Annotated in this window: 21 protein-coding genes; 9 read left to right on the top strand and 12 right to left on the bottom strand. The window is 73.9% G+C overall.

Features of this window, described 5'->3' with window-relative positions; translation table 11 throughout:
• Positions 1-60 precede the first annotated feature (60 nt).
• Together DEJ51_RS29600 and DEJ51_RS29605 are read left to right on the top strand one after the other, a co-directional pair.
• On the top strand, positions 61-942 hold the full coding sequence (locus tag DEJ51_RS29600) for a GNAT family N-acetyltransferase (protein ID WP_190620735.1): 882 nt from the start codon (positions 61-63) through the stop codon (positions 940-942).
• Positions 939-1,883, top strand: a complete 945-nt coding sequence (locus tag DEJ51_RS29605; RefSeq protein ID WP_150260645.1) for a lysophospholipid acyltransferase family protein — start codon at positions 939-941, stop codon at positions 1,881-1,883. The genes DEJ51_RS29600 and DEJ51_RS29605 overlap by 4 nt, the downstream gene beginning before the upstream one ends.
• On the opposite strand, the gene egtD is transcribed toward DEJ51_RS29605, so the two are convergent.
• From egtD to egtA, 4 genes are read right to left on the bottom strand one after another with little or no spacing between them, the layout of a single operon-like run.
• Complete coding sequence (egtD, locus tag DEJ51_RS29610; protein WP_150260647.1) at positions 1,766-2,740, bottom strand: L-histidine N(alpha)-methyltransferase; 975 nt, start codon at positions 2,738-2,740, stop codon at positions 1,766-1,768. The genes DEJ51_RS29605 and egtD overlap by 118 nt on opposite strands.
• On the bottom strand, positions 2,737-3,495 hold the full coding sequence (gene egtC, locus DEJ51_RS29615) for an ergothioneine biosynthesis protein EgtC (protein ID WP_150260649.1): 759 nt from the start codon (positions 3,493-3,495) through the stop codon (positions 2,737-2,739). Before egtC ends, egtD begins: the two co-directional genes overlap by 4 nt.
• Complete coding sequence (gene egtB, locus DEJ51_RS29620) at positions 3,495-4,841, bottom strand: ergothioneine biosynthesis protein EgtB (RefSeq protein ID WP_150260651.1); 1,347 nt, start codon at positions 4,839-4,841, stop codon at positions 3,495-3,497. Before egtB ends, egtC begins: the two co-directional genes overlap by 1 nt.
• Positions 4,838-6,151: an ergothioneine biosynthesis glutamate--cysteine ligase EgtA gene (gene egtA / locus DEJ51_RS29625; protein WP_150260653.1), complete on the bottom strand. Its 1,314-nt coding sequence runs from the start codon at positions 6,149-6,151 to the stop codon at positions 4,838-4,840. The genes egtB and egtA overlap by 4 nt, the downstream gene beginning before the upstream one ends.
• A gap of 106 nt (positions 6,152-6,257) precedes the next feature.
• On the opposite strand from egtA, the gene DEJ51_RS29630 reads away from it, so the two are divergent.
• Positions 6,258-7,091, top strand: a complete 834-nt coding sequence (locus DEJ51_RS29630; RefSeq protein WP_150260655.1) for a TIGR02452 family protein — start codon at positions 6,258-6,260, stop codon at positions 7,089-7,091.
• Positions 7,092-7,118: 27 nt separating this feature from the next.
• Here the strand turns inward: DEJ51_RS29630 and DEJ51_RS29635 are convergent, their stop codons facing one another.
• The 6 genes from DEJ51_RS29635 to DEJ51_RS29660 all read right to left on the bottom strand — a co-directional run bounded on the left by DEJ51_RS29635 (position 7,119) and on the right by DEJ51_RS29660 (position 13,677).
• The gene (locus DEJ51_RS29635) at positions 7,119-8,708 is read right to left on the bottom strand and encodes an immunity 49 family protein (RefSeq protein ID WP_190620737.1); all 1,590 of its coding nucleotides are present in this window, start codon (positions 8,706-8,708) and stop codon (positions 7,119-7,121) included.
• 127 nt (positions 8,709-8,835) lie between these two features.
• Entirely contained in the window at positions 8,836-9,300 is a 465-nt protein-coding gene (locus tag DEJ51_RS29640) for a type II toxin-antitoxin system PemK/MazF family toxin (RefSeq protein ID WP_150260657.1), read from the bottom strand.
• A 66-nt stretch (positions 9,301-9,366) separates the two neighbouring features.
• Positions 9,367-10,029 carry an O-methyltransferase gene (locus DEJ51_RS29645; protein WP_150260659.1) on the bottom strand — a complete coding sequence of 221 codons (663 nt, stop codon included), beginning with the start codon at positions 10,027-10,029 and terminating at the stop codon, positions 9,367-9,369.
• Positions 10,030-10,081: 52 nt separating this feature from the next.
• A complete protein-coding gene (locus tag DEJ51_RS29650) occupies positions 10,082-11,515 on the bottom strand; it encodes an amidase (protein WP_150260661.1) in 1,434 nt (477 codons plus the stop codon).
• A gap of 61 nt (positions 11,516-11,576) precedes the next feature.
• On the bottom strand, positions 11,577-12,272 hold the full coding sequence (locus DEJ51_RS29655; protein WP_150260663.1) for an alpha/beta fold hydrolase: 696 nt from the start codon (positions 12,270-12,272) through the stop codon (positions 11,577-11,579).
• A gap of 121 nt (positions 12,273-12,393) precedes the next feature.
• Positions 12,394-13,677, bottom strand: a complete 1,284-nt coding sequence (locus DEJ51_RS29660; RefSeq protein ID WP_150260665.1) for an MFS transporter — start codon at positions 13,675-13,677, stop codon at positions 12,394-12,396.
• A 264-nt stretch (positions 13,678-13,941) separates the two neighbouring features.
• Between DEJ51_RS29660 and DEJ51_RS29665 the strand changes: the two genes are divergently transcribed.
• From DEJ51_RS29665 to DEJ51_RS29680, 4 genes are all read left to right on the top strand, one after another.
• Positions 13,942-14,991 carry a LacI family DNA-binding transcriptional regulator gene (locus DEJ51_RS29665; protein ID WP_150260666.1) on the top strand — a complete coding sequence of 350 codons (1,050 nt, stop codon included), beginning with the start codon at positions 13,942-13,944 and terminating at the stop codon, positions 14,989-14,991.
• 182 nt (positions 14,992-15,173) lie between these two features.
• Positions 15,174-16,373 carry a thiolase family protein gene (locus tag DEJ51_RS29670; protein ID WP_150260668.1) on the top strand — a complete coding sequence of 400 codons (1,200 nt, stop codon included), beginning with the start codon at positions 15,174-15,176 and terminating at the stop codon, positions 16,371-16,373.
• A 153-nt stretch (positions 16,374-16,526) separates the two neighbouring features.
• A complete protein-coding gene (locus DEJ51_RS29675) occupies positions 16,527-17,966 on the top strand; it encodes an aldehyde dehydrogenase family protein (RefSeq protein WP_150260670.1) in 1,440 nt (479 codons plus the stop codon).
• A gap of 158 nt (positions 17,967-18,124) precedes the next feature.
• Positions 18,125-18,523 (top strand): thioredoxin family protein, encoded by a 399-nt coding sequence (locus DEJ51_RS29680; protein ID WP_150260672.1) that lies wholly within the window; start codon positions 18,125-18,127, stop codon positions 18,521-18,523.
• A 58-nt stretch (positions 18,524-18,581) separates the two neighbouring features.
• Here DEJ51_RS29680 and DEJ51_RS29685 read toward each other — a convergent pair whose 3' ends face one another.
• Positions 18,582-22,883 carry a serine protease gene (locus DEJ51_RS29685; RefSeq protein WP_190620739.1) on the bottom strand — a complete coding sequence of 1,434 codons (4,302 nt, stop codon included), beginning with the start codon at positions 22,881-22,883 and terminating at the stop codon, positions 18,582-18,584.
• Complete coding sequence (locus tag DEJ51_RS34710) at positions 22,880-23,335, bottom strand: CU044_2847 family protein (protein ID WP_190620741.1); 456 nt, start codon at positions 23,333-23,335, stop codon at positions 22,880-22,882. Before DEJ51_RS34710 ends, DEJ51_RS29685 begins: the two co-directional genes overlap by 4 nt.
• 223 nt (positions 23,336-23,558) lie before the next feature.
• Between DEJ51_RS34710 and DEJ51_RS29690 the strand changes: the two genes are divergently transcribed.
• Complete coding sequence (locus tag DEJ51_RS29690; protein WP_150260676.1) at positions 23,559-24,146, top strand: TetR/AcrR family transcriptional regulator; 588 nt, start codon at positions 23,559-23,561, stop codon at positions 24,144-24,146.
• Positions 24,147-24,380: 234 nt separating this feature from the next.
• Positions 24,381-25,808 carry a dihydrolipoyl dehydrogenase family protein gene (locus tag DEJ51_RS29695; protein ID WP_411757407.1) on the top strand — a complete coding sequence of 476 codons (1,428 nt, stop codon included), beginning with the start codon at positions 24,381-24,383 and terminating at the stop codon, positions 25,806-25,808.
• Positions 25,809-25,890: the final 82 nt, after the last annotated feature.

The raw sequence follows: 25,890 nt of genomic DNA on the forward strand, positions 1-25,890 counted from the left end.
TAAAGGAGCCAGGCCACACACCTGCGGGCCTGGCCCTCCGTGCCCGGATCAGGAGCCGCCATGACGATCGCACCCCTGTCCCCGTCCCCCCTCCCCGCCCCGGCGCCGTCCCTCTCACCGGCACCGGCACCGGCACCGGCACCCGCGCCCGCGCCCGCCATCCGCCCCGCCCCCGTCAGGACCCGGCCCGCGGCGCCCGCCACGCCGGCCGAAGGGCCGCGCTACGCGGTCCGCCTCGCCCGGGACGAGGACGAGGTGCGCGCCGCCCAGCGGCTGCGCCACCAGGTCTTCGCCGGCGAGCTCGGCGCCCGCCTGGACGGGCCCGAGCCCGGCCTCGACTCCGACGCCTTCGACGCGTACTGCGACCACCTCCTCGTGATCGACGAGGAGACCGAGCAGGTCGTCGGCACCTACCGGCTGCTGCCCCCGGAACGCGCCGCCGTCGCCGGCCGGCTCTACTCCGAGGGGGAGTTCGACCTCTCGGCCCTCGCCCCCATCCGCCCCGACCTCGTCGAGGTCGGCCGCTCCTGCGTCCACCCCGACCACCGCAACGGCGCCGTCATCGCCCTCATCTGGGCCGGCCTCGCCCACTACATGGACCGCACCGGACACAACTGGCTCGCCGGCTGCTGCTCGATCCCGCTCGCCGACGGCGGGGTACTGGCCGCCGCCACCCGCGAGACCGCCCTGGCCCGCAACCTCGCCCCTCAGGAGTACCGGGTCACCCCCCACGTCCCGTGGAGCCCCGAGGGCATCACCTTCCCCGACCGCATGGAACTGCCCCCGCTGCTGCGCGGCTACCTCCGCCTCGGCGCCTGGGTGTGCGGCGAGCCCGCCCTCGACGCCGGGTTCGGCTGCGCCGACCTGTACGTCCTGCTCTCGCTGCGCCGGACCAACCCCCGCTACCTCAAGCACTTCCGCTCGCTCGTCCCGGGCGCATGAGCGTCTGGCTGCCCACCTCGCCCTGCACCCCCCAGGCCTGCGCCGGGCACGAAGGGGACACCGCGAGCGTGCCCCGGGCGGTGCTCAGACTCGCCGCCGCCGTCGCCCTGATCCTGCTGGGGATCCTGGGCGCCCCGCCGGTCCGGCTGCTGCCGGCCGGCCCCCGGCACACGGTGGTACGGGCCTGGTCGGCCGCGCTCGTACGGGCCTTCGGGATACGGATCACCGTGCACGGCAGCCCGGGGCCGGGCGGCGGGCGGCTCCTGGTCGCCAACCACATCTCCTGGCTGGACATCCCGCTGGTGGCCGCCGCCCTGCCCTGCCGGATGCTGGCCAAGAGCGACATCCGGGCCTGGCCCGTCCTCGGGCGCCTGGCCGGACAGGCCGGCACCCTGTTCATCGAGCGCGACCGGATCCGGGCCCTGCCCGCCACCGTCGGGACCATCACCGGCGCACTGCTGGCCGGGGACCGGGTGACCGTCTTCCCCGAGGGCTCCACGTGGTGCGGCCGGGCCCAGGGCACCTTCCGCCGCGCCGCGTTCCAGGCCGCCCTGGACGCGCGGGTCCCCGTACAGCCCCTGCGGCTCGGCTACCTGCGGTGCGACGGGAGTCCGGCCGGGGCGCCCGCCTTCGTCGGGGACGACCCGCTGACCGCCTCGCTGTGGCGGATCGCCCGGGCCCGCGGGGTGCGGGCCGAGATCACGCTGCTGCCGCGGATCCCGCCGGGCCGGTACGCGCACCGGCGGGACCTCGCAGCCGCGGCTCAGCGGGCGGTCGCGGGGATCCCCGCGACGACCCCGACCCCGCTACCGGGCACGCCCGCTCAGCCGGCCACGCCTCCGGCGACCGACAGGGACAGCGCGAACCGGCCCGCCGCGTCCGTCCACCACTGGGTCAGTTCCAGCCCGGCCGCCGCCAGCTCCTTGCGCACGCCCTCCTGACGGAACTTCGCGGAGACCTCGGTCAGGATCTCCTCCCCCTCCTCGAACGGCACCACCAGGTCCAGCGCCCGGATCTTCACCACCAGTTCCGACCGGGCCCGCAGCCGCATCTCGATCCACTCCTGCTCCTTGTTCCACACGGCCACATGCGCGAAGTCGGCCGTGTGGAAGTCCGCCCCCAGCTCCCGGTTGACGACCGCCAGCACGTTCTTGTTGAACTCGGCGGTCACCCCCCGCGCGTCGTCGTACGCCGCCACGAGCACGGCCTCGTCCTTCACCAGGTCCGTCCCCATCAGCAGCGCGTCCCCGGGCGACAGCATCGCCCGTACGGACGCCAGGAACTCCGCCCGCTCCGGCGGCAGCAGATTCCCGATCGTGCCGCCCAGGAACACCACCAGCCGGGGCCCGGGGGATTCCGGCAGCTGCAGCGCACGCGTGAAGTCGGCCAGCAGGGCGTGCACCCGCAGCCCCGGGTGCTCCGCCAGCAGCGTCTCGGCCGCCCCGCGCAGTGCGCTCTCGCTCACGTCCACCGGCACGTACGTGTCCAGTGCGGGCATCGCCTCGATGAGGTGCCGGGTCTTCTCCGAGGACCCGGAACCCAGCTCCACCAGGGTGCGGGCGCCGCTCTCGCTGGCGATCTCCCGTGCCCGTTCCAGCAGGATCTCCCGTTCCGCACGCGTCGGGTAGTACTCCGACAACCGGGTGATCTCCTCGAAGAGCTCACTGCCCCGCGCGTCGTAGAACCACTTGGGCGGCAGCGCCTTCGGTGTGCGGGTCAGCCCGTGCAGCACGTCCGTGCGCAGTGCCGTCTCGGCGGCGTGCTCGTCGAGTGTCCGGGTCAACTGAAAGTCGTTCACAGGGAGTTCTCCTTGAGCGGGGTCAGCTCGACCCTCGTGCGGGTGGCGGTCAGCAGGGTCCGGTCGGGCACTTCGCGCCACCGGGTGTCGTCGTCGTACGGCTCGGAGGCCACCACGGTGCGCCGCCGCTCCTCGTCGGCCAGGTACCAGAGCGAATCGCCCCAGGCCGTCGCGGCGATCGTGGCTCCGTCCGTGAGCAGCAGGTTCAGCCGGGAACCGGGAGCCGCCGAGGCCAGGTCCCGGACCGGCTCGGCGAGCGCCGTGCCGAGGTCGTCCCCGGCCCGCAGCCGGTGCAGCACCAGGGCCCAGACCAGGGCCGAGTCCGTGCGGGCGGCGAGCCGGAGCAGTTCTGCGGGCGGCAGCCCGGCGGCGAGCGGGGCGGCGGACGCGGGCCAGTTCCGCACCGCGCCGTTGTGGCTGAACAGCCATGGCCCGTCCGCGAAGGGCGCGGCCGCCGCCTCCCCGTCGGCGCCGGGGTCCGTGGCGTCCCGTACGGCGGCCAGCACGGCCCCGCTGCGGACCACGCGGGCGAGATCGGTGAGGGTCAGGTCGCCCCAGATCGGCCCGGCCCGCCGGTAGCGGGCGGGCACCGGGTCCCCGTCCGCGTACCAGCCGACGCCGAAGCCGTCGGCGTTGACGGTCCCGGACCGCTGGCGGCGCGGCTCCCAGGACTGGCGGACCAGCGAGTGCTCCGGTTCGCTCAGTACCTCTCCGAGGGCCACCACCGGCCCCAGGTAGGCCAGATGGCGGCACATCAGACGTCCCTCGCGGTCCGGAAGCCGGAGAAGATCTGCCGCCGCACCGGAAGGTCCCAGTTGCGGAAGGTGCCCCGGCAGGCCACCGGGTCCACGGCGAAGGAGCCGCCGCGCAGCACCTTGTGCTCCGGGCCGAAGAACACCTCCGAGTACTCCCGGTACGGGAAGGCGCGGAAGCCCGGGTACGGCAGGAAATCGGAGGCGGTCCACTCCCACACGTCACCGATCAGCTGGCGCACCCCGAGCGGGGAGGCCCCGGCCGGGTAGCTGCCCACTCGCGCCGGGCGCAGGTGCCGCTGTCCGAGGTTGGCGTGCGCGGGGGTCGGGTCGGCGTCGCCCCACGGGTAGCGGGTGGAGCGGCCGGTCGCAGGGTCGTGCCGGGCGGCCTTCTCCCATTCCGTCTCGGTGGGCAGCCGCCGCCCCGCCCATCGGGCGTAGGCGTCCGCCTCGTACCAGCTGACGTGCAGAACCGGTTCTTCGTCGGGCACCGGCTCGACCACCCCGAAGCGGCGGCGCAGCCACTGGCCGGCCTCCCGGTGCCAGAACAGCGGGGCCTCGATGGAGTGCTCGCGGATCTGCTCCCAGCCCGGCGGCGCCCACCAGCGCGGATCGCGGTAGCCGCCGTCGGCGATGAACGCCAGATACGCGGCATTGGTCACCGGAACCGTGTCGATCCAGAAGGGCGCGGTGTCCCTGACGTGCGCGGGCCGTTCGTTGTCCAGCGACCAGGGCTCGGCGGAGGTGCCCATCGTGAACGGGCCTCCGGGGACGAGGACTTCGGCGGCCGGCGGTGGATCGTACGGGCCGTCCGGTTCCGGGGCGGTCAGAACCGGCGCGCCCCGCCGCAGCTGATGGGTGATCAGCATGGTCTCGTCGTGCTGCTGTTCGTGCTGGGCGATCATCCCGAAGGCGAAACCGTCGTCGAGGAGCGTGCTGCCTTCCAGCGGCGTCCTTTCCAGCAGGTCGAAGACCCGGCCGCGCACCTCGGCCGCGTACCGGCGGGCTTCCGCGGGCCCGAGCAGCGGCAGTTTGGGCCGCTCCGCGCGGGGGTGCTGGAAGGCGTCGTAGAGGGGCTCGATCTCGGGGCGCATCGACTCGCGTCCGGCGACCCGCTGGAGCAGCCAGAGCTCCTCCTGGTTCCCGATGTGCGCGAGGTCCCAGACCAGCGGCGACATGAGCGGGGAATGCTGGGCGGTGAGGTCCTCGTCCGTCACGGCGTCGGTGAGGCCGGCCGTGCGTATGCGTGCCGCCGTCAGGGCGTCGGCCGCCCGCTCCCGCAGGCGGGAGCCGGACTCGGAGGGGGTCTCGGAAGGGGTCTCGGAGGTGGAGGAAGATCCGGTGGTCATCGGCGGACCTCTTTTCCGGTGAGCACCTGGGGGGACGCGTCGTCGGCCGGACATCGGCCACGCAGTACGTAGCGCTCGGTGAAGGCGCCGACCGTGTCCCGGACGTGCGAGCTCGCCCCGAGCCGCGGCAGGGCCTCGGCGGCGGCCCGGAAACAGGCCTTCGCGGACGCCCGCAGCTCGGGATCGGCCAGACCGTGCCGGGCGGCCGACCGCCAGAGCGGATTGCGGGGCGCGGGATGCGTCCCGTAGGAGTCGGCGAGCCCCTTGGCCACGCGGTACGCGGTCTCGGCGGCCTCCGGATCGTCGAACAGCGCGTGCACGACGGCCACCGGGACCAGCCAGCCGTCGTCGCCGGGCTGCGCGTCGATCATCCGCAGTTCCAGGTGGCCGCGCGGCCGGACCGGCGGGAAGAGCGTGGTCAGGTGGTAGTCCAGGTCCTCGGCGGTGGGCGGCCGCAGCGCCGGGTGTCCGTCCGTACGCAGCCAGTCGCGGAAGGTCGTACCGGGCGGGGTCTCCCACGGCCCGTCGTCCCCGTACGACCGGACGCACATCACCTCGGTGTCCAGGGCCTGCCGGGTCCAGGCGGTTCGGGGATCCCCGTCCAGCGGCGGGGCGAGCGAGCGCCGGGAGTCCAGGTCGCTCCAGATCCCCTGCCGCGCACAGCGCCAGCCGGCGTACGGGCCCTCGTGCGCGGGGGAGTTGGCGAAGGCCGCCACCAGGACCGCACCCAGCAGGTGCGCCAGCCGCCAGCGCCGGCCGTGGCCGAGCACACCCGGCTCCTCGTACCCGGCGTCCACGCAGACCTGCACGGAGGCGGAGGCGCACATCATGGCGCGCCCGGCCGGGCCGGTGCGGTCGAAGTAGGCCTCCATGGCGTCGTAGCGCGGGCTGTTCAGCAGCCGACGGTACGGGCGCCGGGGGTCACGGCCGACGCCGCGCAGGGCCAGGCCCTGGGCCAGCAGGGCGGCGCGTACGGCGGTGAGGTCGGCCTGCAGGTCGTCCACGCAGCCGCTGAGGGAGGTGGCGGGCGCCGAGCTCAGCTCCAGCTGGCCGCCCGGTTCCACGGTCACCCCGGAGTGCAGGGGCAGTGCGCGGGCCGCGGCGTGGGCGGCCCGCAGCCGCTCGGGGGGCAGGGGCTGGTCCGGCCGCTCGGCGTCCATGACCAGCCATTCGAGCTCGGCGCCGAGGAGACGCGGCGGGCCCGTCTTGAAACAGATGCCGTGGATCAGGTCCTCGGCCTGCGTCTCGCTGAGCGAGGGCACGGGAATCGGGCCGGGTGCGGGTGGGGAAGCGGATGAGCCCTGGGACATGACCGGTCCTCGTCTCCTGTCGTCGGTCGTGACATCACCCGTGCCTACCCCTCCTCGGGGCACAAAACCCTTTGCCGCCGGGAATGGCCGGACAGAGGATGGCGGCGTGAGCAGCAGATTGCGCGAGATCGCGCGGGAGAACGCGGAGATCCTGGCGGCCGGGGGGTACCGGACGCGGTCGGGACGGCAGGTTCCGCTGGCCGCCGCCCTGGCGGAAGCCAAGGCCGGAACCAGGATATATGGGCCAAACCAGATCATTCCAGACGGAGAGATCGCGTCCGGCGGTGCTGTGACCGTCGTCGAGGTCACCGCAGAGAGCAGCACGGTCGCCGCCCGAAGGCTCGCGACGGCCACCCCGGCCCACCCGGAACCCTCCCCCGTCGCCGTCCTGAACTTCGCCTCGGCCCGTAACCCCGGGGGTGGTTACGTGCGCGGGGCCAAAGCCCAGGAGGAGGCGCTGTGCCGTGCCTCCGCCCTGTACGAGACCCTGCTCGAAGCCCCGGAGTACTACGAGGTCCACCGCGCGGAGCGGAGCACCTTCTACACCGACCGGGTGATTCACTCGCCCGGGGTCCCGGTGTTCCGTGACGACCGGGGCCTGCTGCTGGACACCCCCTTCCGGGTCGGCTTCCTCACCTCCCCGGCGCCCAACGCGGGCACGATCCGCCGGCAGGAGCCGGAGCGGACCGCCGAGATCCCGGCGGCACTGCTGCGGCGCGCCGGGCTCGTACTGGAGGTGGCGACGCTCCACGGATACCGGCAGCTGGTGCTCGGCGCGTGGGGCTGCGGGGTGTTCCGGAACGACCCGGCCCAGGTGGCGGAGGCCTTCCGGGGGCTGCTCGCCGACCGGTTCGCCGGAGTCTTCGAACGGGTCGTGTTCGCCGTCCTCGACCGCGACCCCACCACCCGCGAGGCCTTCGAGCGGGCTTTCCCGGCCTGAGGTACGGGGCGGCGGGGTCCGCGGCGGTCAGAACGGCTGCGCCGCGTCCAGCAGGAGCGCCGGCAGATAGGGCGACGAGACCCGGACCCGCCAGCCCCGGCGGCGGGCATGGCAGACCAGGGCCAGGATGTCGAAGTCGACCGCGGCGTCCGCCCCGGCGCCGACGAGCCGGTCGCCCACCGAGTAGTAGTCGCGATGGGCCTCCAGCGCGTCCGCCAGGGCCAGGTTGAAGCTCTCCTCGTCACCCTCCACCAGCTGGGAGAAGAGCACCGCCGGGGACGGGGTGAACCCCCACTCCAGGATCCGCTCCACGTCGGATACCGCCCGGTCCGTGGCGGGCTCCGGGTCCTCCCCCCGCAGGTAGTCGTGCAGGGCCTGCCGGTACGAGGCGAAGGCGGAACGGTCCGCCTCCCGTGCGGTGGGGCCGCTGAGGACCAGCGGGGCGAGATCCGCACGGCTGCCGGTGATCAGGGCGCGCTGCACGGCCACGTGCCAGTTTCCGGGCCCGAGCGTGCGGTCCGACCGGGCGGCGGCCGCGGACCCGCCGCCCGCGCGTACGGCCTCGTACAGCTCGCGTACCAGGTACTCGGCGTGCCCGGCGGCCTCCGGCATCTCGGGGCGCTCGACCACCAGCGGGCCCGCTGCCAGTGCGGCGACGGCGTCCGCACGCCGCTCGCGCCCGTACGGCCCCACGCGCGGTGCCGGCTTCTCGAACCCGGTGACCAGCGCCCGCGGCAGGTAGCCGGACTCGACCGGAGGCGGCCAGCCCTCGCGGCGGTGGCCGAGCGCGGCCAGCGCCAGCGGCACCAGGGGCAGCAGGGTGCGCGGCTCGGCCCGCGGGTCCTCCAGACGCGAGTAGGGGAGCAGCAGTGCGGTCAGCTCGGCGCCGAAGGCCTCGCGGTCCCGGGCGGCCAGTGCGCGCAGGGCGCGCAGCGCACCGGTGGCGGGGTCGGCCGCGCCGGCCGTCCGGGCGTCCTCGGGCTCGTCGGCCGCGGCCCGTGCTCCGGCCCGGCGGTCGGCGACCCGGGCGAGTGCGGCATCCAGTGCGGCGAGCTTCTCCTGCGCGGAGGGCGGGAAGTTCTGGCCCTGGACGCCGAGGTCCCCGTTCACGTACGCGAGCAGACCGTTGATCAGTTCCACGGAGGGGAGCCCGGGCCCGCCGGCCCGCTGCGGGGTCGCGCGGGCGAAGGAGAAGGCCTCGCCGTGCCGTTCGGCCTTGCCGGCGAGAACCGCCACGCAGAACGCGTCGATCCAGCGGGCCGCGGTGACCGCCTGGGGGTTCCCGTCGGCACCGCAGTCGTAGTCGCGGCCGAAGTTCACGTAGTTCAGGAAGATGTGGAAGGGAGCGGTCGGGTAGGCGGCGAACGACACGACGCCGGCCGCCGTTTCGGCCGCGTCGTCCAGGATCGCCTTCGCTTCCGGGGTGTCGAGGTCAGGGGTGACCGCCGAGAGCGCGCCGAGACCGTCGAGGAAGGCCAGCGTGACGTCCCACCAGTCGTAGGCGTCGATCCTGCCGCCCCGGGACCTGGAATACACGTCCGAGATCATCCGGTTCGTGAAGTCCTCGCGCACCGCCGCCAGGGCGGCCTCGCTCACCCTGTGTCGTTCTATTCGCATGCCCGCTACTCCCTGTGTCCGCCTACGGGCCCCACCCTAGGAGATCACCAGGACGGTCCCGGCCAGGGACACGGCGGGTCAGGGCCCGGACGGCGGCCGCGAACGCGTCACCGTCCGGGGCCGCGTGCTACTGCCAGCCGTAGCGCTCGCGCAGCCGGTCCACGACCCGGTCGAAGCGGCCGCGGTCGAGCGCGCAGGCCTCGCGGCGCATCCCCGACTCGTGGACCCGCAGCACCCGGTCCACGTCCACCCAGGACTCGCGCCCGGCACGGTCCCAGGGGCCCGTCCCGATCGGCACCCACTCCCGGTCGTGGTCGTGCCGCTTGCTCGACAGCTGCACGGCGAGCAGGGTCCGTCCGCCCGCCTCCCGGGCGACGACCAGCACGGGACGGTCCTTGCCGCGCCCGTCGTTCTCCTCGAAGGGGACCCAGGTCCACACGATCTCGCCGGGATCGGGATCGCCGTCGGGGTCCGGGGCGTACTCGGTCCGCACGCGGCCGATGGCATGCGGATCGGCCTCCACGGTCGCGGTGTCGCCGCCCTGCCCGGGCTGCTCGATGTGGCCGTTGCTGTGGTGGGAAAGTGCTGTCATCCGGGTGAGGCTACTGGCTGCCGAGGCCCGGGCGGAGGAGGCGGGCACACTCGCCCGCGCCGCTGTTCAGTCGGTGACCAGGGCCATGATGAGCCCGTCGTAGCCCTTGCTGCCGACGGTCTGCAGGGCGGTCGCGGTCAACCGCGGGTGCTCGGCGATGAGTTCGGTGAACCGGCGCACGCCTTGGACGCGCGGGTCGGAGCTGTCCTCGTCCACGACGGCGCCGTCGCGGACGACGTTGTCCCCGATGATGACGCTGCCGGGCCGGGTCAGTTCGAGGGCCCACTTCAGGTACTCGGGGTTGGAGGGCTTGTCGGCGTCGATGAAGACGAGGTCGAACGGATCCTCACCGGTGAGGTCCGGCAGCAGGTCCACGGCGCGCCCGCGCCGGATCTCGACGACGTGGTCCAGTCCCGCCCGGGCGATGTTGGCGGCCGCGACCCCGGCGCACCGCTCGTCGACCTCCAGCGTGACCAGCCGGCCCCCGGCCGGGAGCGCGCGGGCCAGCCAGATGGTGCTGTAGCCGCCGAGGGTGCCGATCTCCAGGATGCGGCGGGCGCCACGGACGCGGGCGAGGAGGTTCAGCAGCTTGCCCTGGTTGGGGGCCACCTGGTGGGCGGGCAGGCCGGCGGTCTCGGTGGCGGCGGCCGCGGAGAGCAGGGCCTCGTCCTCCTCGACCAGCAGGCCGTCGAAGTAGTCGTCAACGGCCGTCCACGTCTGCTGAACCATGGGCGCGTCGCCCCTTCCGATGATGTGGCACTGGATAGTTCCTTATGGGAACTTACAGGAAGGGGAGGGCGGGCCGCTCCGGATCCCCCGGCCGCACCGCCGTCCAGCCCTCCGCCGCCTCCACCTGTGCGGCCAGGCCCAGCAGCAGCGGCTCCGAGTCGGCCGGGCCCAGCAGCTGGGCTCCCATCGGCAGTCCGCCGGCCGTCAGGCCCGCCGGAATGTTCACCCCCGGCCAGCCCAGCACGTTCCACGTCCATGCGTACGGGCAGGCGGCTATCATCGCCCGGTCCGTGGCCATGGCTCCCAGCCCGGCCAGGGCGCCGATCCGCAGCGCAGGAGTGGCCGTCGTCGGGGTCAGCACCACGTCGAAGCGGTCGAAGACCTCGCCGACCCGCCGCCGCAGGGCCGTCTCCGCCCGGCGGGAGGCGCGCAGGGCGAGCCCGCCCAGGACCCGGCCCGTCCGCACCGCCTCGTGCGTGCGCGGGTCCAGCAGCGCGGGATCGGGCACCCGCGCCACCCAGTCCCGTACGCCGCTGGTCGCGCGGGGTACGAAGGTCAGGCCGATCGGGCCGTAGCGCGGGTCCTCCGGGATCACCTCGTGGCCCAGTGACTCCAGCCGGCCGGCCAGCCGTTCCACGGCGGAACGGATCTCCGGGTCCAGGGACTTGGGCGTCGCCGTGAAGGCCATCGCGAAGGAGAGGGCGATCCGCAGCCGGCGGGGCGTGCGGCGGGCCGCTTCGACGGCGGAGATCCGTGCCGGGCGGTGCAGGTCCTCGGGGTGCGGGCCGCTCGCGGCGTCCAGCAGGAGCGCCGCGTCGGCGACGCTGCGGGCCAGCACGCCGTTGACGGTGAGCCCGTGGAAGGACTCCGGCTCCGGCCAGGTGGAGATGCGCCCGCGCTGCGGTTTCACACCCACCAGATGGGTCCAAGCCGCGGGGATCCGGACCGAGCCGGCCCCGTCCGAGCCCAGGGCGGCCGGGACCAGGCCCGCCGCCACGGCGGCCGCCGAGCCGCCGGAGGAACCGCCGGGCGTGTAGGCCGGGTTCCACGGGTTGCGGGTCTGCCCGAAGGCCTCTCCCTCGGTGAAGGGCCACTGCCCCAGCTCCGGCGTCTGGGTCTTGCCGACGATCACGGCACCGGCCGCGCGCAGCCTTCGTACCGCCTCGCTGTCGGCGGTCTTCGGGGCGAAGGCCCCCGCGCAGCCGAAGGCCGTCGGCTCGCCGGTCACGTCCATGTCGTCCTTGACCGCCAGCGGTACGCCCAGCAGCGGCAGCCGCTCGCCCGCGGCCAGCCGCCGGTCCGCCGCCTCCGCCTCCGCGAGCGCGGCCTCGGCGCGTACGGTCCGGAAGGCGTTGAGCTCCGGCTGGGCGGCGGCGATCTTGCGCAGCGCGTCCTCGGTCAACCGCCTCGCGGACACGGTCCCTTCGGCGAGGGCGCCGGCCATGTCGACCAGGCCTGACACCGTCGGAACGGCTGTATCGGACATCGCGTACCACTCCCCATTACCGGTCGGTAGGAAGACCGTAACGGGGAGTGGGCGGGCAGTTCTAGAGCCAGCCCTCCAGGGAGGCCATGAACCCGTCGAAGTCGTCCCGGTGGATGGTGTGTCCGGCTCCGGCGACCGAACGCACCTCGAATCCACGGCTCTTGAGCAGCAGGCTCCGCTCGTCGTCGATCAGGACGCTCGGATCGGCGAGCTGGACGAGGGACGGAACCACCGCTGCGGAGGGCATCAGGTCGGTGCCGGCCAGCGGCGCGAGGCCCAGCGCGGTCCGCTCGTCCCAGAGGGCCAGGGTCTCCAGCTCGATGTCGACGTCCACCTCCTCCCAGCGCGGGTTCATCGCCCGGACCCGCTCCTTGGTCGCCGTCTTGAACTGGGCGAGCAGCTCGGGGCCGAAGCCGTCGGCCGGGGCGGCCAGATGGAACGCGGGGTCGGAGAACACCGCCCGGGCGGGCCGCAGCCGGTCCACCGCGAGCGACAGGGTCAGGCCGCCGAGGGAGTGGCCGATGGCGAGTTCGGCGCCGGCCGGGAGCGTCTCGACGACGTCGTCCGCGAAGAGCTCGGGGCTGTACTCGCCGCGGCCGCTGGCGCCGTGGCCGCGCAGGTCCACGGCGATGACCCGGTAGCCGTGGTCGGCGAGTGCGGGGCCGACCCGGCGCCAGGTCCGGTGGTCGGCCATCATGCCGTGGATCAGGAGGGCGACACGGTCGCCCTCGCCCCAGGTCTGGGTGTGCAGGTGCACGGTGTGTGCCTTTCTCGGGGGTGGATCTCGGTCGAGGTGTGGACGGTGTGGAGGCGGCGAGGGTGCGGAGGGCGCGGGCCGGCGGTGTGGGGAGCCGGTCGGGGCATCGGCCGCCGGCCGGTCAGCGCACGCTGCGGATGGGCTTCACCGCCAGGGCCCCCGCCACGGCCAGCGCGGCGGCGACGACGAACAGCGCGGTGTACCCGCCGCTGAGCGAGACGACCACCGAGGCGACGAACGGCGCGATGATCTGCGGACCGGCGTTGGCGATGTTGAGTACGCCCATGTCGCGTGCGGCGTCCTCGGCCCTGGGCAGCACCATCGTCACCAGGGCGGTGTCCACCGCCATGTAGCACCCGAACGCCAGCCCGTTGACCACGGCGAAGGACAGCATCGCGGTCCAGCTGGCCGACACCGCCGGGATGGCGAGGGCGACGGCCGACAGCAGCGCCGAGGCGCCGACGAGAAGCTTGCGGCGGTCGAACCGGTCCGACAGGTATCCGCCGACGACCGTGGAGACCACCATCGCCACGCTGGTCAGGGGCATCAGCACCGCCACCGCGGCCTCCGGCTTCATGTCACCGGGCAGCACGGTGTGGTCCTGCAGGATGTAGAGCTGGTAGCCGCTCACGGCGAAGTAGCCGAGGACCAGCAGCGCCCGCCCGATGAAGGCCCACCGGAAGTCGTGGTCGCGCAGCGCGCTCGTGAAGGCGGCGAGCTGGTCCTTGACGGGCATCGGGGCGCGGGCCGGGAGTCGCTGCTCGCGGCCGCAGGCGGTGAAGAGCACCGCCGCGCCCGCGACGAGTGCGCCGAAGACGAGGTATCCGGTGCGGTAGTCGTCGGAGAAGGCCGCCCCGATGAGGGCGCCGAGGGTGGAGCCGAAGGGCAGGCCGAGGCCGACGGCCGCGGAGGCCCTGCCGCGGGCGTCCACGGGTACCCGGTCGGGGACCACGGAGGTGATGGCCGCCTGGTAGACGTTCATGACGGCCTGCCCGAGGCACCAGGCGATCGTGATCAGCAGGATCGTGTCGGCGAGCCCCAGCAGGAACATCGCGGGTACGGCCGCGAGTCCGCCGCCGAGGATCCAGGAGTTGCGCCGTCCGCTGCGGTCGGACAGGGCGCCGGCGACGGGGTTGAAGACCGTGGCGAAGATCGCTGAGACCCCCGCGATCAGGCCGAAGTTCGCAACTTTGTTCGCCGGGTCGACGTCCTCGACCTGCAGGGCGAGCAGGACGCCGGCCACCCCGATGTACAGGGCGTACATGGCGCTGTTGCCGACGAGCAGCAGGGGCAGCAGACCGCGCCGTGCGGGAGCGGGTCCGGGTCCGGGTCCGGGGCCGGTGAATGACCCCGGGGACGCGTCGGGGGTGGCGGCGGAGCCGGTGCCGGGGGAGGAAAGGGCCACGGTGCCCTCCTGGGCGGGTGCGAGCGGATGAGGGGAGAGGCAGGTGCGGCGGGGTGAGGGGTGCGCGCCGCCCTGTCGCGACGGCGGGGGTGCGACGGAGCGCGACAGGACGGCGGCACGACGGGGCACGGCGTCGACATCGGAGGTTGTGGGATGTGACGCCGTGGTTACACGTGTCAATGACTCGTGTAACCACTGTGTAGCATCCGTTTCCGGCCATCCGCTAGCCCTCGGACGCAATCGGTCTGGAAAGATGCCACGGCAATGTCTCAGTCATCGAAAACGCCGAAGCCTGCCGCCCCGGCCACGGGATCGGCCGCTCCGTCGCCGCCCCCCGTTCCGACGAGCGCCGACGTGGCCCGCCTCGCCGGCGTCTCGCGCGCGACGGTCTCGTACGTGCTGAACAACGCGGAGGCCGTACGCATCAGCGAGCCGACGCGCCGCAGGGTCCGCGAGGCCGCCGAGGAACTCGGGTACGTCCCGCACGCCGCCGCCCGCAGCCTGCGCGCCGGACACACGCGGATCGTGCTGCTGCCCACCTCCCACGTGCCGGTCGGACCGCTCTACAGCACCTTCCTGAACGAACTCCAGTGGGCGCTGCGCCGCCTCGACTACACGGTGGTGCAGTACGGCAGCCTCGGACTCAGCGGGGACGAGGCCGTGCGGGCCTGGGCGGAACTGCGTCCGGTGGCCGTGATCTCCCTCGGCGAGATCACCCTCTCCGCACGCAACGTCGAGACCCTCAAGCGGGCCGGAGCGCGGGCGGTGATCACGATGGGGCCCGTCGGCGTGCCCGGGGCGCACGCGCTCGTGATGGACCAGCAGGAGGTGGGGCTCCGGGCCGCCGCCCATCTCGTGGAGCGCGGACGCGGGCGGATCGGTGTGGTCGTTCCCGAGGAGGAGGGCCTGGAGCTGTTCTCCGCACCCCGGCTCGCCGGCGCCCGGTCGGTGGCGGGTGCCGAGGTCACGGCCCTGCCCATGGCCTACTCCGAGGAATCGGCCGCGGCCCTCGCGGCCCGCTGGCGCGGGCTCGGACTGGACGCGGCGTTCGCGTACAACGACGAGTACGCGATGCTGCTGATGCGCGCCCTCCAGGACGAGGGGCTCCGCGTTCCCGAGGACGTCGCCGTCATCGGCGCCGACGACCTGCTGATCGGGCGGCTGCTGCGGCCGCGGCTGAGCACCGTGCGACTGGAGATGCCGACCGGCGCCCATCTGGCCTCGCTGGTGGACCACGCGGTGCGCGAACCGTCGGACGTCACGGAGCGGCACGATCTGATGGCGGCCGCCGCCGTCCACCGGGAGTCGACCTGACGAGGCCCGCACCCCGGGGTCCGGGCCGGACGCCGGTCGGCCTCCGGGGAGCCGTTGACAGGCGGTGACGTGCGGACGGAGACTGCGGGCGCGCCCCACCGGGCGTGCCCGGCGGCGTGCCCCGGTGTCCACACCGGCACCGACGCGCCACCGCCCGTACGGATCCGCCCAGGAGAGACCCCATGAGCATCCGCACCGTCCGCGACGTCTACGTCGTCGACGCCGTCCGCACTCCGATCGGCAAGTTCGGCGGCGCCCTCGCCGGGGTCCGGCCGGACGACCTGGCCGCGCACGTCGTGCGCGCGCTGGTGGAGCGTACGCCGGACCTGGATCCGGCCCGCATCGACGACGTCGTCTTCGGTGACGCCAACGGCGCGGGCGAGGACAACCGGGACGTGGCCCGCATGGCGGTGCTGCTGGCCGGGCTGCCGGTGAGCGTCCCCGGGGTCACCGTCAACCGGCTCTGCGGATCCGGCCTCGAAGCCGTGATCCAGGCCGCCCGCGCCATCGCGCTCGGCGACGCCTCCGTGGCCATCGCGGGCGGGGTCGAGTCGATGAGCCGCGCCCCCTGGGTCGTGCAGAAGCCCGAGCGGTCCTTCCCGGCCGGGCACCAGCAGATGTGGTCCACCACCCTCGGCTGGCGCATGACCAACCCGCGGATGCCCGAGGAGTGGACCGGCTCGCTCGGCGAGGGGGCCGAACTCGTCGCGGACAAGCACGGCATCACCCGCGAGGCGCAGGACGCCTTCGCCCTGGAGAGCCACCGCAAGGCGGCCGCCGCCTGGGCCGCCGGCCTGTACGACGACGAGGTCGTCCCGTACTCCGGTGCGGACCTGGTGCGGGACGAGTGCATCCGGGAGGGTTCCACGCCCGAGGCGCTGGCCCGTCTGAAGCCGGCCTTCCGGACGGACGGCACGGGTACGGTCACGGCCGGCAACGCCTCACCGCTCAACGACGGCGCGGCCGCACTGCTGCTGACCGACGAGGAGGGCCTGGCGGCCACCGGCCGGGAGCCGCTCGCCCGGATCAGTGCTTCCGCCGTCACCGGCATCGAACCCCAGCTGTTCGGCCTGGGACCGGTGGACGCCGTCCAGCGGGCGCTCGCCAAGTCCGGCCGCGGGCTCGCCGACCTGACCGCCTTCGAACTGAACGAGGCTTTCGCCGCCCAGGCGTTGGGCTGCCTGGCGGCCTGGCCGGAGCTCGACCCGGCCGTGGTCAACCCGCGGGGCGGCGCCATCGCCATCGGCCATCCGCTCGGCGCCTCGGGCGCCCGCCTGGCCGGTTCGGTCGCGCACCAGCTGGCGGCCGCGGGTTCCGGCACCGGCATGGCGGCCCTGTGCATCGGGGTCGGGCAGGGCATCGCCCTCGTCCTGGAGCGCTGACCCGGACCGGTGCGGCGCGCGGGCGTCGATCGTTTCCGGTCACCGCGAGGCGTCAACTGCCCAATAACTGAACAGATGTGGAGCCTCCGGTCTGGCACGATGGCGCGTGCTGCCGCCCCCCGCCCCGCCCATCCCCACCGGAGGCCCCGCGCCATGCCGCTCCTCGATCCGACGCTCTGGCAGGACGGACCCACCCTCACCGGCGGTCCCGCCCCCGTCGTCGAACCCGCCACCGGCCGCACCCTCGCCACCATCGACCTCGCCGCGCCCGCCGACGTGGCGGAGGCCGCCGTACGGGCCGCCGCGGCGCAGCGGGACTGGGCGCGCGCCACCCACCCGGAGCGGGCGGCGGTGCTGCGCCGTGCCGGAGACCTGTTCACCGCCCACGCCGACGAGCTGCGGGGGTGGCTGGTCCGCGAGTCCGGTTCGATACCGGGCAAGGCCGACTTCGAGCTGCACGTCGCCGCGCAGGAGTGCTACGAGGCCTCCGCGCTGGCCTCGCGTCCCACGGGGCAGGTGCTGCCGAGCGAGGCGCCCCGGCTGTCCTTCACCCGCCGGGTACCGGCCGGGGTGGCCGGGGTCGTGGCCCCCTTCAACGCCCCGCTGATCCTGGCGATCCGCTCGGTCGCCCCGGCGCTGGCACTCGGCAACGCGGTGCTGCTCAAGCCGGACCGGCGCACCGCCGTCTGCGGCGGCCTCGCGCTCGCCGCGGTCTTCGCCGCCGCCGGGCTGCCGGGCGGGCTGCTGCAGGTCCTGCCCGGCGGAGCCGGTACCGGCGCCGCGGTGGTCGCCGACCCACGGGTGCGGGTGGTGTCCTTCACCGGATCCACCGCCGCGGGCCGGTCCGTCGGGGAGCTGGCCGGCCGTCACCTCAAGCGCGTGCACCTGGAGCTGGGCGGGAACTCCGCCCTCGTCGTGCTCCGCGACGCCGACGTCGAGGCCGCGGTGGCCCAGGCCTCGTGGGGGTCCTTCTTCCACCAGGGCCAGATCTGCATGACCGCCGGGCGGCACCTCGTGCACGCCTCGCTCTACGACGAGTACGTCGAGCGGCTCGCCGCACGCGCCGAGGAACTGGCCGTGGGGGACCCGTACCGCGAGCGGGTCCACCTGGGCCCGCTGATCGACCGCGCCCAGCTGGACCGGGTCCACGCCCTGGTGGAGGCCAGCACCGGGCAGGGGGCCAAGCTCGTGGCCGGAGGCACGTACCGGGACCTCTTCTACCGGCCGACGGTCCTGGCGGGGGTCGCCGACGACACCCCCGCCTACACCGAGGAGGTCTTCGGCCCGGTGGCGCCCGTACGGTCCTTCGGGACGGAGGAGGAGGCGGTGGCGCTGGCTTCGGCGGGCCCGTACGGCCTCTCCCTCGGCATCGTGACACGGGACGCGGCGCGTGGGCTCGACCTGGCGGAGCGGATCCCGACGGGCATCGCGCACATCAACGACCAGACGGTCAACGACGAGGCCGTCGCCCCCTTCGGCGGAGTCGGTGCGTCCGGCACCGGGGCCCGCTTCGGCGGCGAGGCGAACCTGGACGCGTTCACGGAACTGCGCTGGACCACGGCCCGCAGCACGCCCGCCGGCCACCCGTTCTAGACCCGCTCACCCCTGGGGGGTGTCCGCAAAGGAGCGCCGGCCGCCCGAAGGGCGTCGCGGGGCAGGCGGTCGTTTGCGGACACGACCCAGGGGCGGAATGCGCGGGGCAGGTCGTTCGTTCAAGGGAGCAGACGGCTCAATCAGGAGGTCTGGACACCGTGGCTACAGTCGAGCTCACCAAAGAGAACTTCGACCAGACGGTCAGCGAGAACCCGTTCGTGCTGATCGACTTCTGGGCGGGCTGGTGCCGGCCGTGCCTGCAGTTCGCCCCCGTCTACGAGCGCGCCTCCGAGGCCCATCCCGACCTCGTGTTCGCCAAGGTGGACACGGAGGCGCAGCAGGAGCTGGCCGGAGCCTTCCAGATCACCTCGATCCCGACGCTGATGATCGTCCGGGACCAGGTGGCCATCTTCGCGCAGCCCGGAGCGCTGCCGGAGGCGGCCCTGACGGACCTCATCCGCCAGGCCCGAGAGCTCGACATGGACGAGGTCCGCTCGAAGATCGCTGCTGAGCAGCAGGGCGCGGGCGACGGGGACGCAGGAGTGGCCCAGGCCTGACGCACGACGGTCCGCCGGGCTCGGACGAGCCCGGCGGACCGACGCCCCCCCCAGCGCCTCAGCCCGGTGTGCACACCGGCTGTGCCGGGATCCGGACCGGGAGGCTCCTGCGCTCCTCGGCGGTGAACGTCCGGTTGCCGATGGCCTTGCACAGGTCGCGCTGCCACGCCCGGGGGTCGAGCGGCAGGACACCGCCGGGGCCTGCGGGGTCGGCGTAGATCACCGTCCCCGCGTCCCTGGAGATGTCGATGAAGGAGTACGGACGCGTGGAGGCGGAGGAGAGGGGGCCGGAGTCCCCACTCGGCGGCTGACCGAATTCGTACGACTCCAGAAGGGCGCGTTCCTCGATTCCGTAGGTGCGCACGGCGTTGTTGGCGCCGATCAGGAAATGGCCGTCGCCGTCGAGGAACTGGGTGACGGTCGGCGTGGTGGAGTCCTCGGCGGTGCTGCGCAGGGGGCCGATCTCCTTGCGCAGCGGGTCGCGCCGCCACAGCTCGACGATGGAGCCCCGGCGCATCAGCCCGAAGTAGCGGCCACTCGGGTCGAACTGCACGGCCAGGACGTCCTCGGTGGTGCGGACGGTCTCGGTGACGGTGCCCGTGGTGATGTCGACGATGCGGACCGAGGGGTCGCCCCAGACGGTCACGGTCACCCTGTCCGGGGCCGGGTAGGGGCCGATGCTGGTCCGCGGCGCGGCCCCCGTGGTGGGCAGCAGGGCCTTGGCGTCGTAGTGGGCGAGTTCCCGTCCCGTACGCGCGTCCCACTGCTGGACCAGGGTCCCGGAGACGGTCAGGACGTTGCCGGCGGCGTCGAAGAAGTGCTGGAAGTCCGGTTCCGCGCCGCCGCCGCCCAGGATCGGTGCGGGCGTGCTGGTGGCCGGGGCGGGCGGCTCGGCCGCGGTGATGGTGGCCAGTCGGCGCAGGGTGGAGGCATCGAGGACGGCGACCACGTTGCTGCCCTCCAGGTCCGCGAGCAGGCGTCCGTCCTTGCTCAGCCTCAGCAGGTCGGTGCTCCCGGGTTTGCGGTACGGAGTCCGGCGCTGGGCCTCCGCGATGAGCTGGTCGTTGGCGCCCGGCGCCGAGGGCCGCACCTGCAGCGCGGATCCGTCGGCGAGCAGACTGATGGTCCTGCCGCCGTCGTGCGTGAGGATCTGCTGGCCCACCTGGAGGATGGATTCTCCGGTGGGGAGTTCGGTGTAGGTGATCAGCGAGTCCTTGAACCCGATGTAGTAGAGCCTGCCGTCGGCCGACGCCAGGTGGCGCGACCAGCGCGCGGACGGTTGGGGGACGGTGGCGAGCACCTTGTTCTGGAGCAGGTCGACCAGCCGCAGCGTGTCGTGGTGCCAGAACGCCACCCGCGTGCCGTCCGCGCTGACCGCCTGCGTGAGGCACGTCCCGCCCTTGTACCGCTCGTCCTGCTCGATGTACGGCTTTCCCTGCGGGGCGCCGTCGGAGATCCGCACCAGGCTCGACGACGTGTCCGCGCCCTGCGTGCCGCACACCACGGCTGCCGTCCGGTCCCCGGAGGGCTCGATCTCGGTCGCCCCGGCGGCGACGACACGCGACGCGTCGGTCGACGGGTCGTAGGCGAGCAGGACCGTGTCGTCCCGGCCCAGCGTGCCCCGCCGCAGCAGCAGGGTCCTGTTGTCCGCGGCGATCCACAGGTCGTCGGTGCTGCCGTCGTTCGGGTCCTTGGGCGCGCGCGTCTCGCGGGCGATGGCGCCGCTGTCCAGGTCCCACCAGACCAGGTGGTCCCGTACCCGGTGGACGATCACTGTCCCGTCCGCCGACATGTCGGGGTCCAGCCCGTTCTCCGTGCCGACGGCCGCGCCCGGGGCGGCTGCCAGCCTGTGCAGCTCGCCCATCGGCTCCGTGCGGTCGGCGTGCACCGGGAACCACGCGGCGACCCCGTCCTCCTGGACGTAGCCGGCCCGCTTCCCGTCGGCCGAGACCATCGGGTACTTCACCTGTCCGACCGAGGGAACCTGAGCGCTGCGGACGTTGCCGGTGGTGACGCCCGTGAAGAGCATCGCCCGTCCGTTCTTCGAGGTCGCCAGCACCACGTCGCCGTCACGGCTGGTCTGCAGGTCCCGTACGGTCCCCAGCAGGCCCGAGACGACCCGGCTCCTGTCCGCGTACGCCAGGTGCTGGCGCAGCAGCTGGTTGCGCGCCTCCTGGGTCGGCGAGGTCCGGTAGGCCGCGAGCGCGAGCATCACGGACTGGGCGGGGTCGGTGGCCGCGACCTCCTGTGCCGCCTGCGTCAGGGCGCGCGAGGTGGCGAGCGCGTCCCGTTCGCGGCTCTCCCGCCGCGTGATCAGGAACAGCGAGCCCAGCAGGACGGCCACGACCACGATGCAGGAGACCGCGGACCAGGCGCCGCGCACCCGGCGGGCCCGGGAGCGCTGGTGGGCCCGACCCGCGTCCAGGTAGGCGCGCTCCCCGGGGCTCAGGTCGCCGGCGCGCGCGGGCAGCCACTGCCCGGCGCCGGCGAGGGCCACGGTCGTCGGCAGCAGCTCGGACGCGTGCCCGGCCCGCTCCCAGCGGTCCATGTCATGGCGCAGGGACTCCCGCCACACCAGGAAGGACCGGTCCTTCTCGACCCATTCCGCCAGCTTCTCCCAACCGCCGATCAGGGCCTCGTGCGAGAGCTCGACCGTCTCGCCGCCTTCGGCGCTGCGGCCGGTCACCAGGAGCCGGGTGGCGGCGAGCCGCTGCGCGACGCGCCACTGCTCCTCGCCCAGGTCGCCGCGCAGGGCCGTCCGGCGGGTCGCGGCCGGTGACCCCACGGGCACCCGGATGAGCTGGGTGAACAGCCGCCGGGCCGCCGCCTCGTCGCCTTCGGGGACGTACTCGGCCCAGACCTGATCGGCGTGCCGGCTCAACGCCCCGGTGACGCCGCCGAGGTTCTCGTAGGCCTGGTGGGTGAGCAGTCCTCCGCGTTGTCGCTGCCACAGCAGGTCGAGGGTGAAGCCCAGCAGGGGCAGGGCGCCGGGCTCGGCTCCGGTGTCCTGCAGGATGCGGTCCACGAGGCCGGTTTCGTAGCGCACCGCGGGGGCGGCGTCCACGGGTGCGGTCACGACCTCGCGCAGCCGCTCGGGGCCCAGGGGGCCGAGGGCGTGGACGCGGCGGCCGATGACGGTCCCGAGCCGGGGATGCGCCAGCGCCATCTCCAGGAAGTCGGCCCGTAGCGTCGTGAGCACCCGGACCGGCTGCGGCAGGGCGTCGGCGAACAGGACGTCGGCCAGTTCGTCGACGGCTTCCGGAGCGAGGGCGAGGAGTTCCTCGAACTGGTCGACCACGACCAGCAGCCGACGGCTGCCGGACAGATCGAGTACCCGGGCCACGACATCGGCGAGGCCGCTCTGCCGCAGCACCCCGGTCAGCTCGGGGATCCGGGCGAGGCGTCGCGTCTCGGACAGCCCGGGCTCCAGCAGCGGCAGCAGCGCGGCCGCGAGGACGGCCAGGGGACTGCTGCCGTGGGTCGGCCGTACGACGATCGCATCGGCCCCCGATCGCCGCAGGCGGGGGACGACCCCGGCCAGAGCCAGGGAGGACTTGCCGCTTCCGGAGGCGCCGACGACGGACACCCACTGTTCGCCGGCCAGCGCGAGGTCCAGCTCGTCGCTCTCGGCCCGCCGGCCGTGGAAGTGCGGGGCGTCGGTCTCCCGGAACGCGGTGAGGCTCCGGAACGGTGACGGCGGGAGGGCCAGCGGGCGCAGGTCGGGCCAGGTCCGGAGGATGCCGGCCGTCGGGATCAGGTAGCTGACCGCGGGGCGGCCCGACTCGGCGACGGCGATCATGCCGACCACGCCGACGTGGTTCTCGTCCCAGACCGGTGTACCGCTGAAGCCCCGGGAGACCGGATAGCCCCCGTCGGCCAGATCCGCCTGTATCCATCCGTAGGCCTGCGACTCCCGCAGGACTCCGGAGTGCCAGACTCCGCCCGGGCGGCCCGCGGGGAAGCCGAAGGCGCGTACCGGATGCCCCCACACCCCCTCGGCCTCGATCAGCCGTACGGGGTGGGCGCCGGGCAGTGGGGCGTCCAGCCGGAGCACCGCCATGTCCCCGCCGCCCGGCTCGCGTGGCGGCTGCCAGCGTTCGACGCTCGCGGTCACCCCGGCGGCTTCCGGGGCGAAGGCGGACATCAGGGGAAGGTCGACGTGGATCCGGGAGCCGGACGCGGGCTCCTCGTCCTGCGGCGTGCCGAGTGCCGCGGACACCACGTGGGCGCACGTCAGCGCGAGCTCGGGAGAGATCAGGAAGCCCAGTCCGACGGGCTCCCCGCGAACGTCGCGGATCCGCAGCACTGCGGCGTCCAGGGCCTTCGGGCCCACGCCTTCCGATGCCTGCGGCTGCGTCACGGCGAGGGCTCCGCCGGGACGGGGCCGGTGGCCGGGTTTCCGGCAGGGCCGGCGACCTGGCCGGTGGCCGGAGCTGCCGGAGCTGCCGGACCTGCCGGGCCTGCACCGGGGCCGTCGGACGGAGACCGGGTCCAGGTGAGCGAGATCCGGAAGTTGGCCTCGGCCGCCGTACTGGAGATCACGACGTCTGCCTCGGCGGAGACGGACAGCCCGAACTCCAGGGTGAGTTCGTCGGGTGCCTGGGCCATGCCGCGGAAGCCGTCGACGAAACTCTGCGCGACCGGCCGGATCCCGGTCACCATCTCTCCCAGCGAGCGTGAGGCACGCGCCATCACCTGACCCGGCCGGGCCACCCGGACCAGGCCGTCCTCGCCGGTCTCCACGACCTCCACCCGCACCACGTCCGGCGGCCCGTCCGCCCCACCGATCGGTAACTCCACGAGATACGACACGCTTCCCCCTTTTCGCGTCCGAACCGCCCCCGCGGTGACCCCCGTTGCCGCGCGGGCGGCTCCGTTCCACGGGAACCCCCCGTCGGGACGGAGCCCAGTGTGGGCTCCCCACGCACAGGATGAAAAGTCTTTCTAGAAAAAAATCTAGTATTGGTGCTTTAGGCTGAATCCGACGAGGATCGAGGTGATCCACCGCCGTCACGAGACCGAGGACGCCTGCCCGATGCCGAAGCAACAACGCGGCGAAGCCACCGTCGAACAGGTCCTGGACGCCGCGCTCCGCATCTACGCCGCGTCCGGCGAGGCGGGCCTCACCCTCGGGGCCATCACCGGCACCAGCGCGGTCAGCTCCGGAAGCATTTATCATCACTTCGGCAGCCTGGACGGGGTGGTCACCGCCCTCGCGATGCGGTCACTGGAGCAGCTCCTGAAGGAACTGGCGGCAGCGCTGCTCCAGACGTCCGACGCCCGCTCCGGCATCCGGGCCGTGGTCCTGGCCTACCTGAACTTCGTACAGGCCCAGCCCGACGCGGCCCGCCTCATCCACTCCGTCACCGCGGATCGCGTGGGGATGGACCGCGCGCGGGAGATCCGGGACACCCAGGAGGCCCGGCTGACACCGATCACCCTCTGGATCCACGCGCACCAGGAATCGGGCGAACTCGCCCGGCTCTCCGCCCCCTTGATCGAGTCCCTCACCATGGGGCCTGTCGTCGCCGTCGTCCGGCGCTGGCTCACCGTGGGGGACGTCGATCTGGCGGAAGCCGCCCGTGAACTGCCCGACCACATCTGGCGGTCGGTCGGCGGCTGACCCGGCCGGCCCGACGGGCGCCAACGGCCGGCTGGCTGGCGGGCGGGTGAGCGGGACGGGGCCGTGGTCGCGGCGGAGCCCAGGTCCCGGGCAGGAGGGCGGCGTCACCACGCCGAACCCGGCCGTCATCCCGGGCATGTCTCGCGGAGCGCACGTAGAGTGACAGGGCATCAGTCCCCGGCCGGGATTCCCACGGGTCCTGGTGGATGCCTCTGGAACCCTTGGAAGGTGCCTGTGTCGGAAGCGGTGGAGTACGACGTAGTGGTCCTCGGCGGGGGACCGGCCGGTGAGAACATCGTGGACCGGACCCGCGCCGCCGGGCTGACCACGGCGCTCGTCGAGAGCGAACTGGTGGGCGGCGAGTGCTCGTACTGGGCCTGCGTCCCGAGCAAGGCACTGCTGCGCCCGGCACTGGCCCGGGCCGACGCCCGCCGGGTGCCGGGCCTGGCCGGCGCCGTCCAGGGACCCCTGGACACGGCGGCGGTGCTCGCGCACCGCAACTACTGGACCGGTGACTGGAAGGACCAGGGCCAGATCGACTGGGTCGACTCGACCGGCGCCCACGTGTACCGGGGCCACGGCAGGCTCTACGGGGTCCGCAAGGTCGCCGTCACCAGCCCCGAGGGTGAGCACCACATCCTTTCGGCCCGGCACGCGGTGGTCGTCGCCACCGGTACCCGGGCCGTGGTCCCGGACCTTCCGGGGATCGCCGGGGCCCGTCCCTGGACCAGCCGTGAGGCGACTTCCGCACAGGAGGCCCCCGGCCGGCTGCTGATCGTGGGCGGCTCGGTGGTGGCCGTGGAGATGGCCACGGCCTGGCAGGCCCTCGGCTCACAGGTCACCGTCCTGGCGCGCGGCCCCGGCCTGCTGCCCCGGATGGAGCCCTTCGCGGGGGAGCTGGTCGCCGACGCGCTGCGCGAGGCCGGGGCGGACGTCCGGATCGGGGTGTCCGTCGAGGCGGTCGTACGCGACGGCTCGACCGGTCCGGTGAGCGTGGTCCTGGAGGGCGGCGAGACGCTGGAGGGCGACGAACTGCTGATGGCGACGGGCCGCGCGCCGCGGACCGAGGACATCGGACTGGACACCGTCGGCCTGCCGCCCGGCCGGTGGATCGACGTCGACGACACCTGCCGGGTGCCCGGCCACGACTGGCTGTACGCCGTGGGGGATGTGAACCACCGCGTGCTCCTCACCCACCAGGGCAAGTACCAGGGGCGGATCGTGGGAGCCGTAATCGCCGCCCGCGCGGCCGGCACCCCGCTGGACACCGCGCCCTGGGGTGCCCACACGCCGACCGCCGACACCCGAGCCGTCCCGCAGGCGGTCTTCACGGATCCGGAGGCGGCCGCCGTGGGCCTGACCCTGGCCGAGGCCGAAGGAGCCGGGCACCGGGTGCGCGCGGTCGACTACGACATGTCCAAGGTCTCCGGCGCCGGTCTGTACGCCGACGGTTACAAGGGCCGGGCCCGAATGATCGTCGACCTCGACCGCGAGGTCCTCCTCGGCGTGACCTTCGTCGGCCCCGGCGCCGCGGAGCTGATCCACGCGGCCACCATCGCCGTGGCGGGGGAGGTCCCGATCCAGCGCCTGTGGCACGCGGTTCCCTCGTTCCCGACCATCAGCGAGGTCTGGCTGCGGCTCCTGGAGACCTACCGGGGGTGAGGGCCGGTCCCGGCTCCCGGAACGGCCCGGCTGTGCCATGTGGCGCAGCCGGGCGATTCCGCTGCCCGGGTGCTTTCCGGCC

The sequence above is a fragment of the Streptomyces venezuelae genome (assembly GCF_008642275.1).
Classification (GTDB): Bacteria; Actinomycetota; Actinomycetes; order Streptomycetales; family Streptomycetaceae; genus Streptomyces; species Streptomyces venezuelae_E.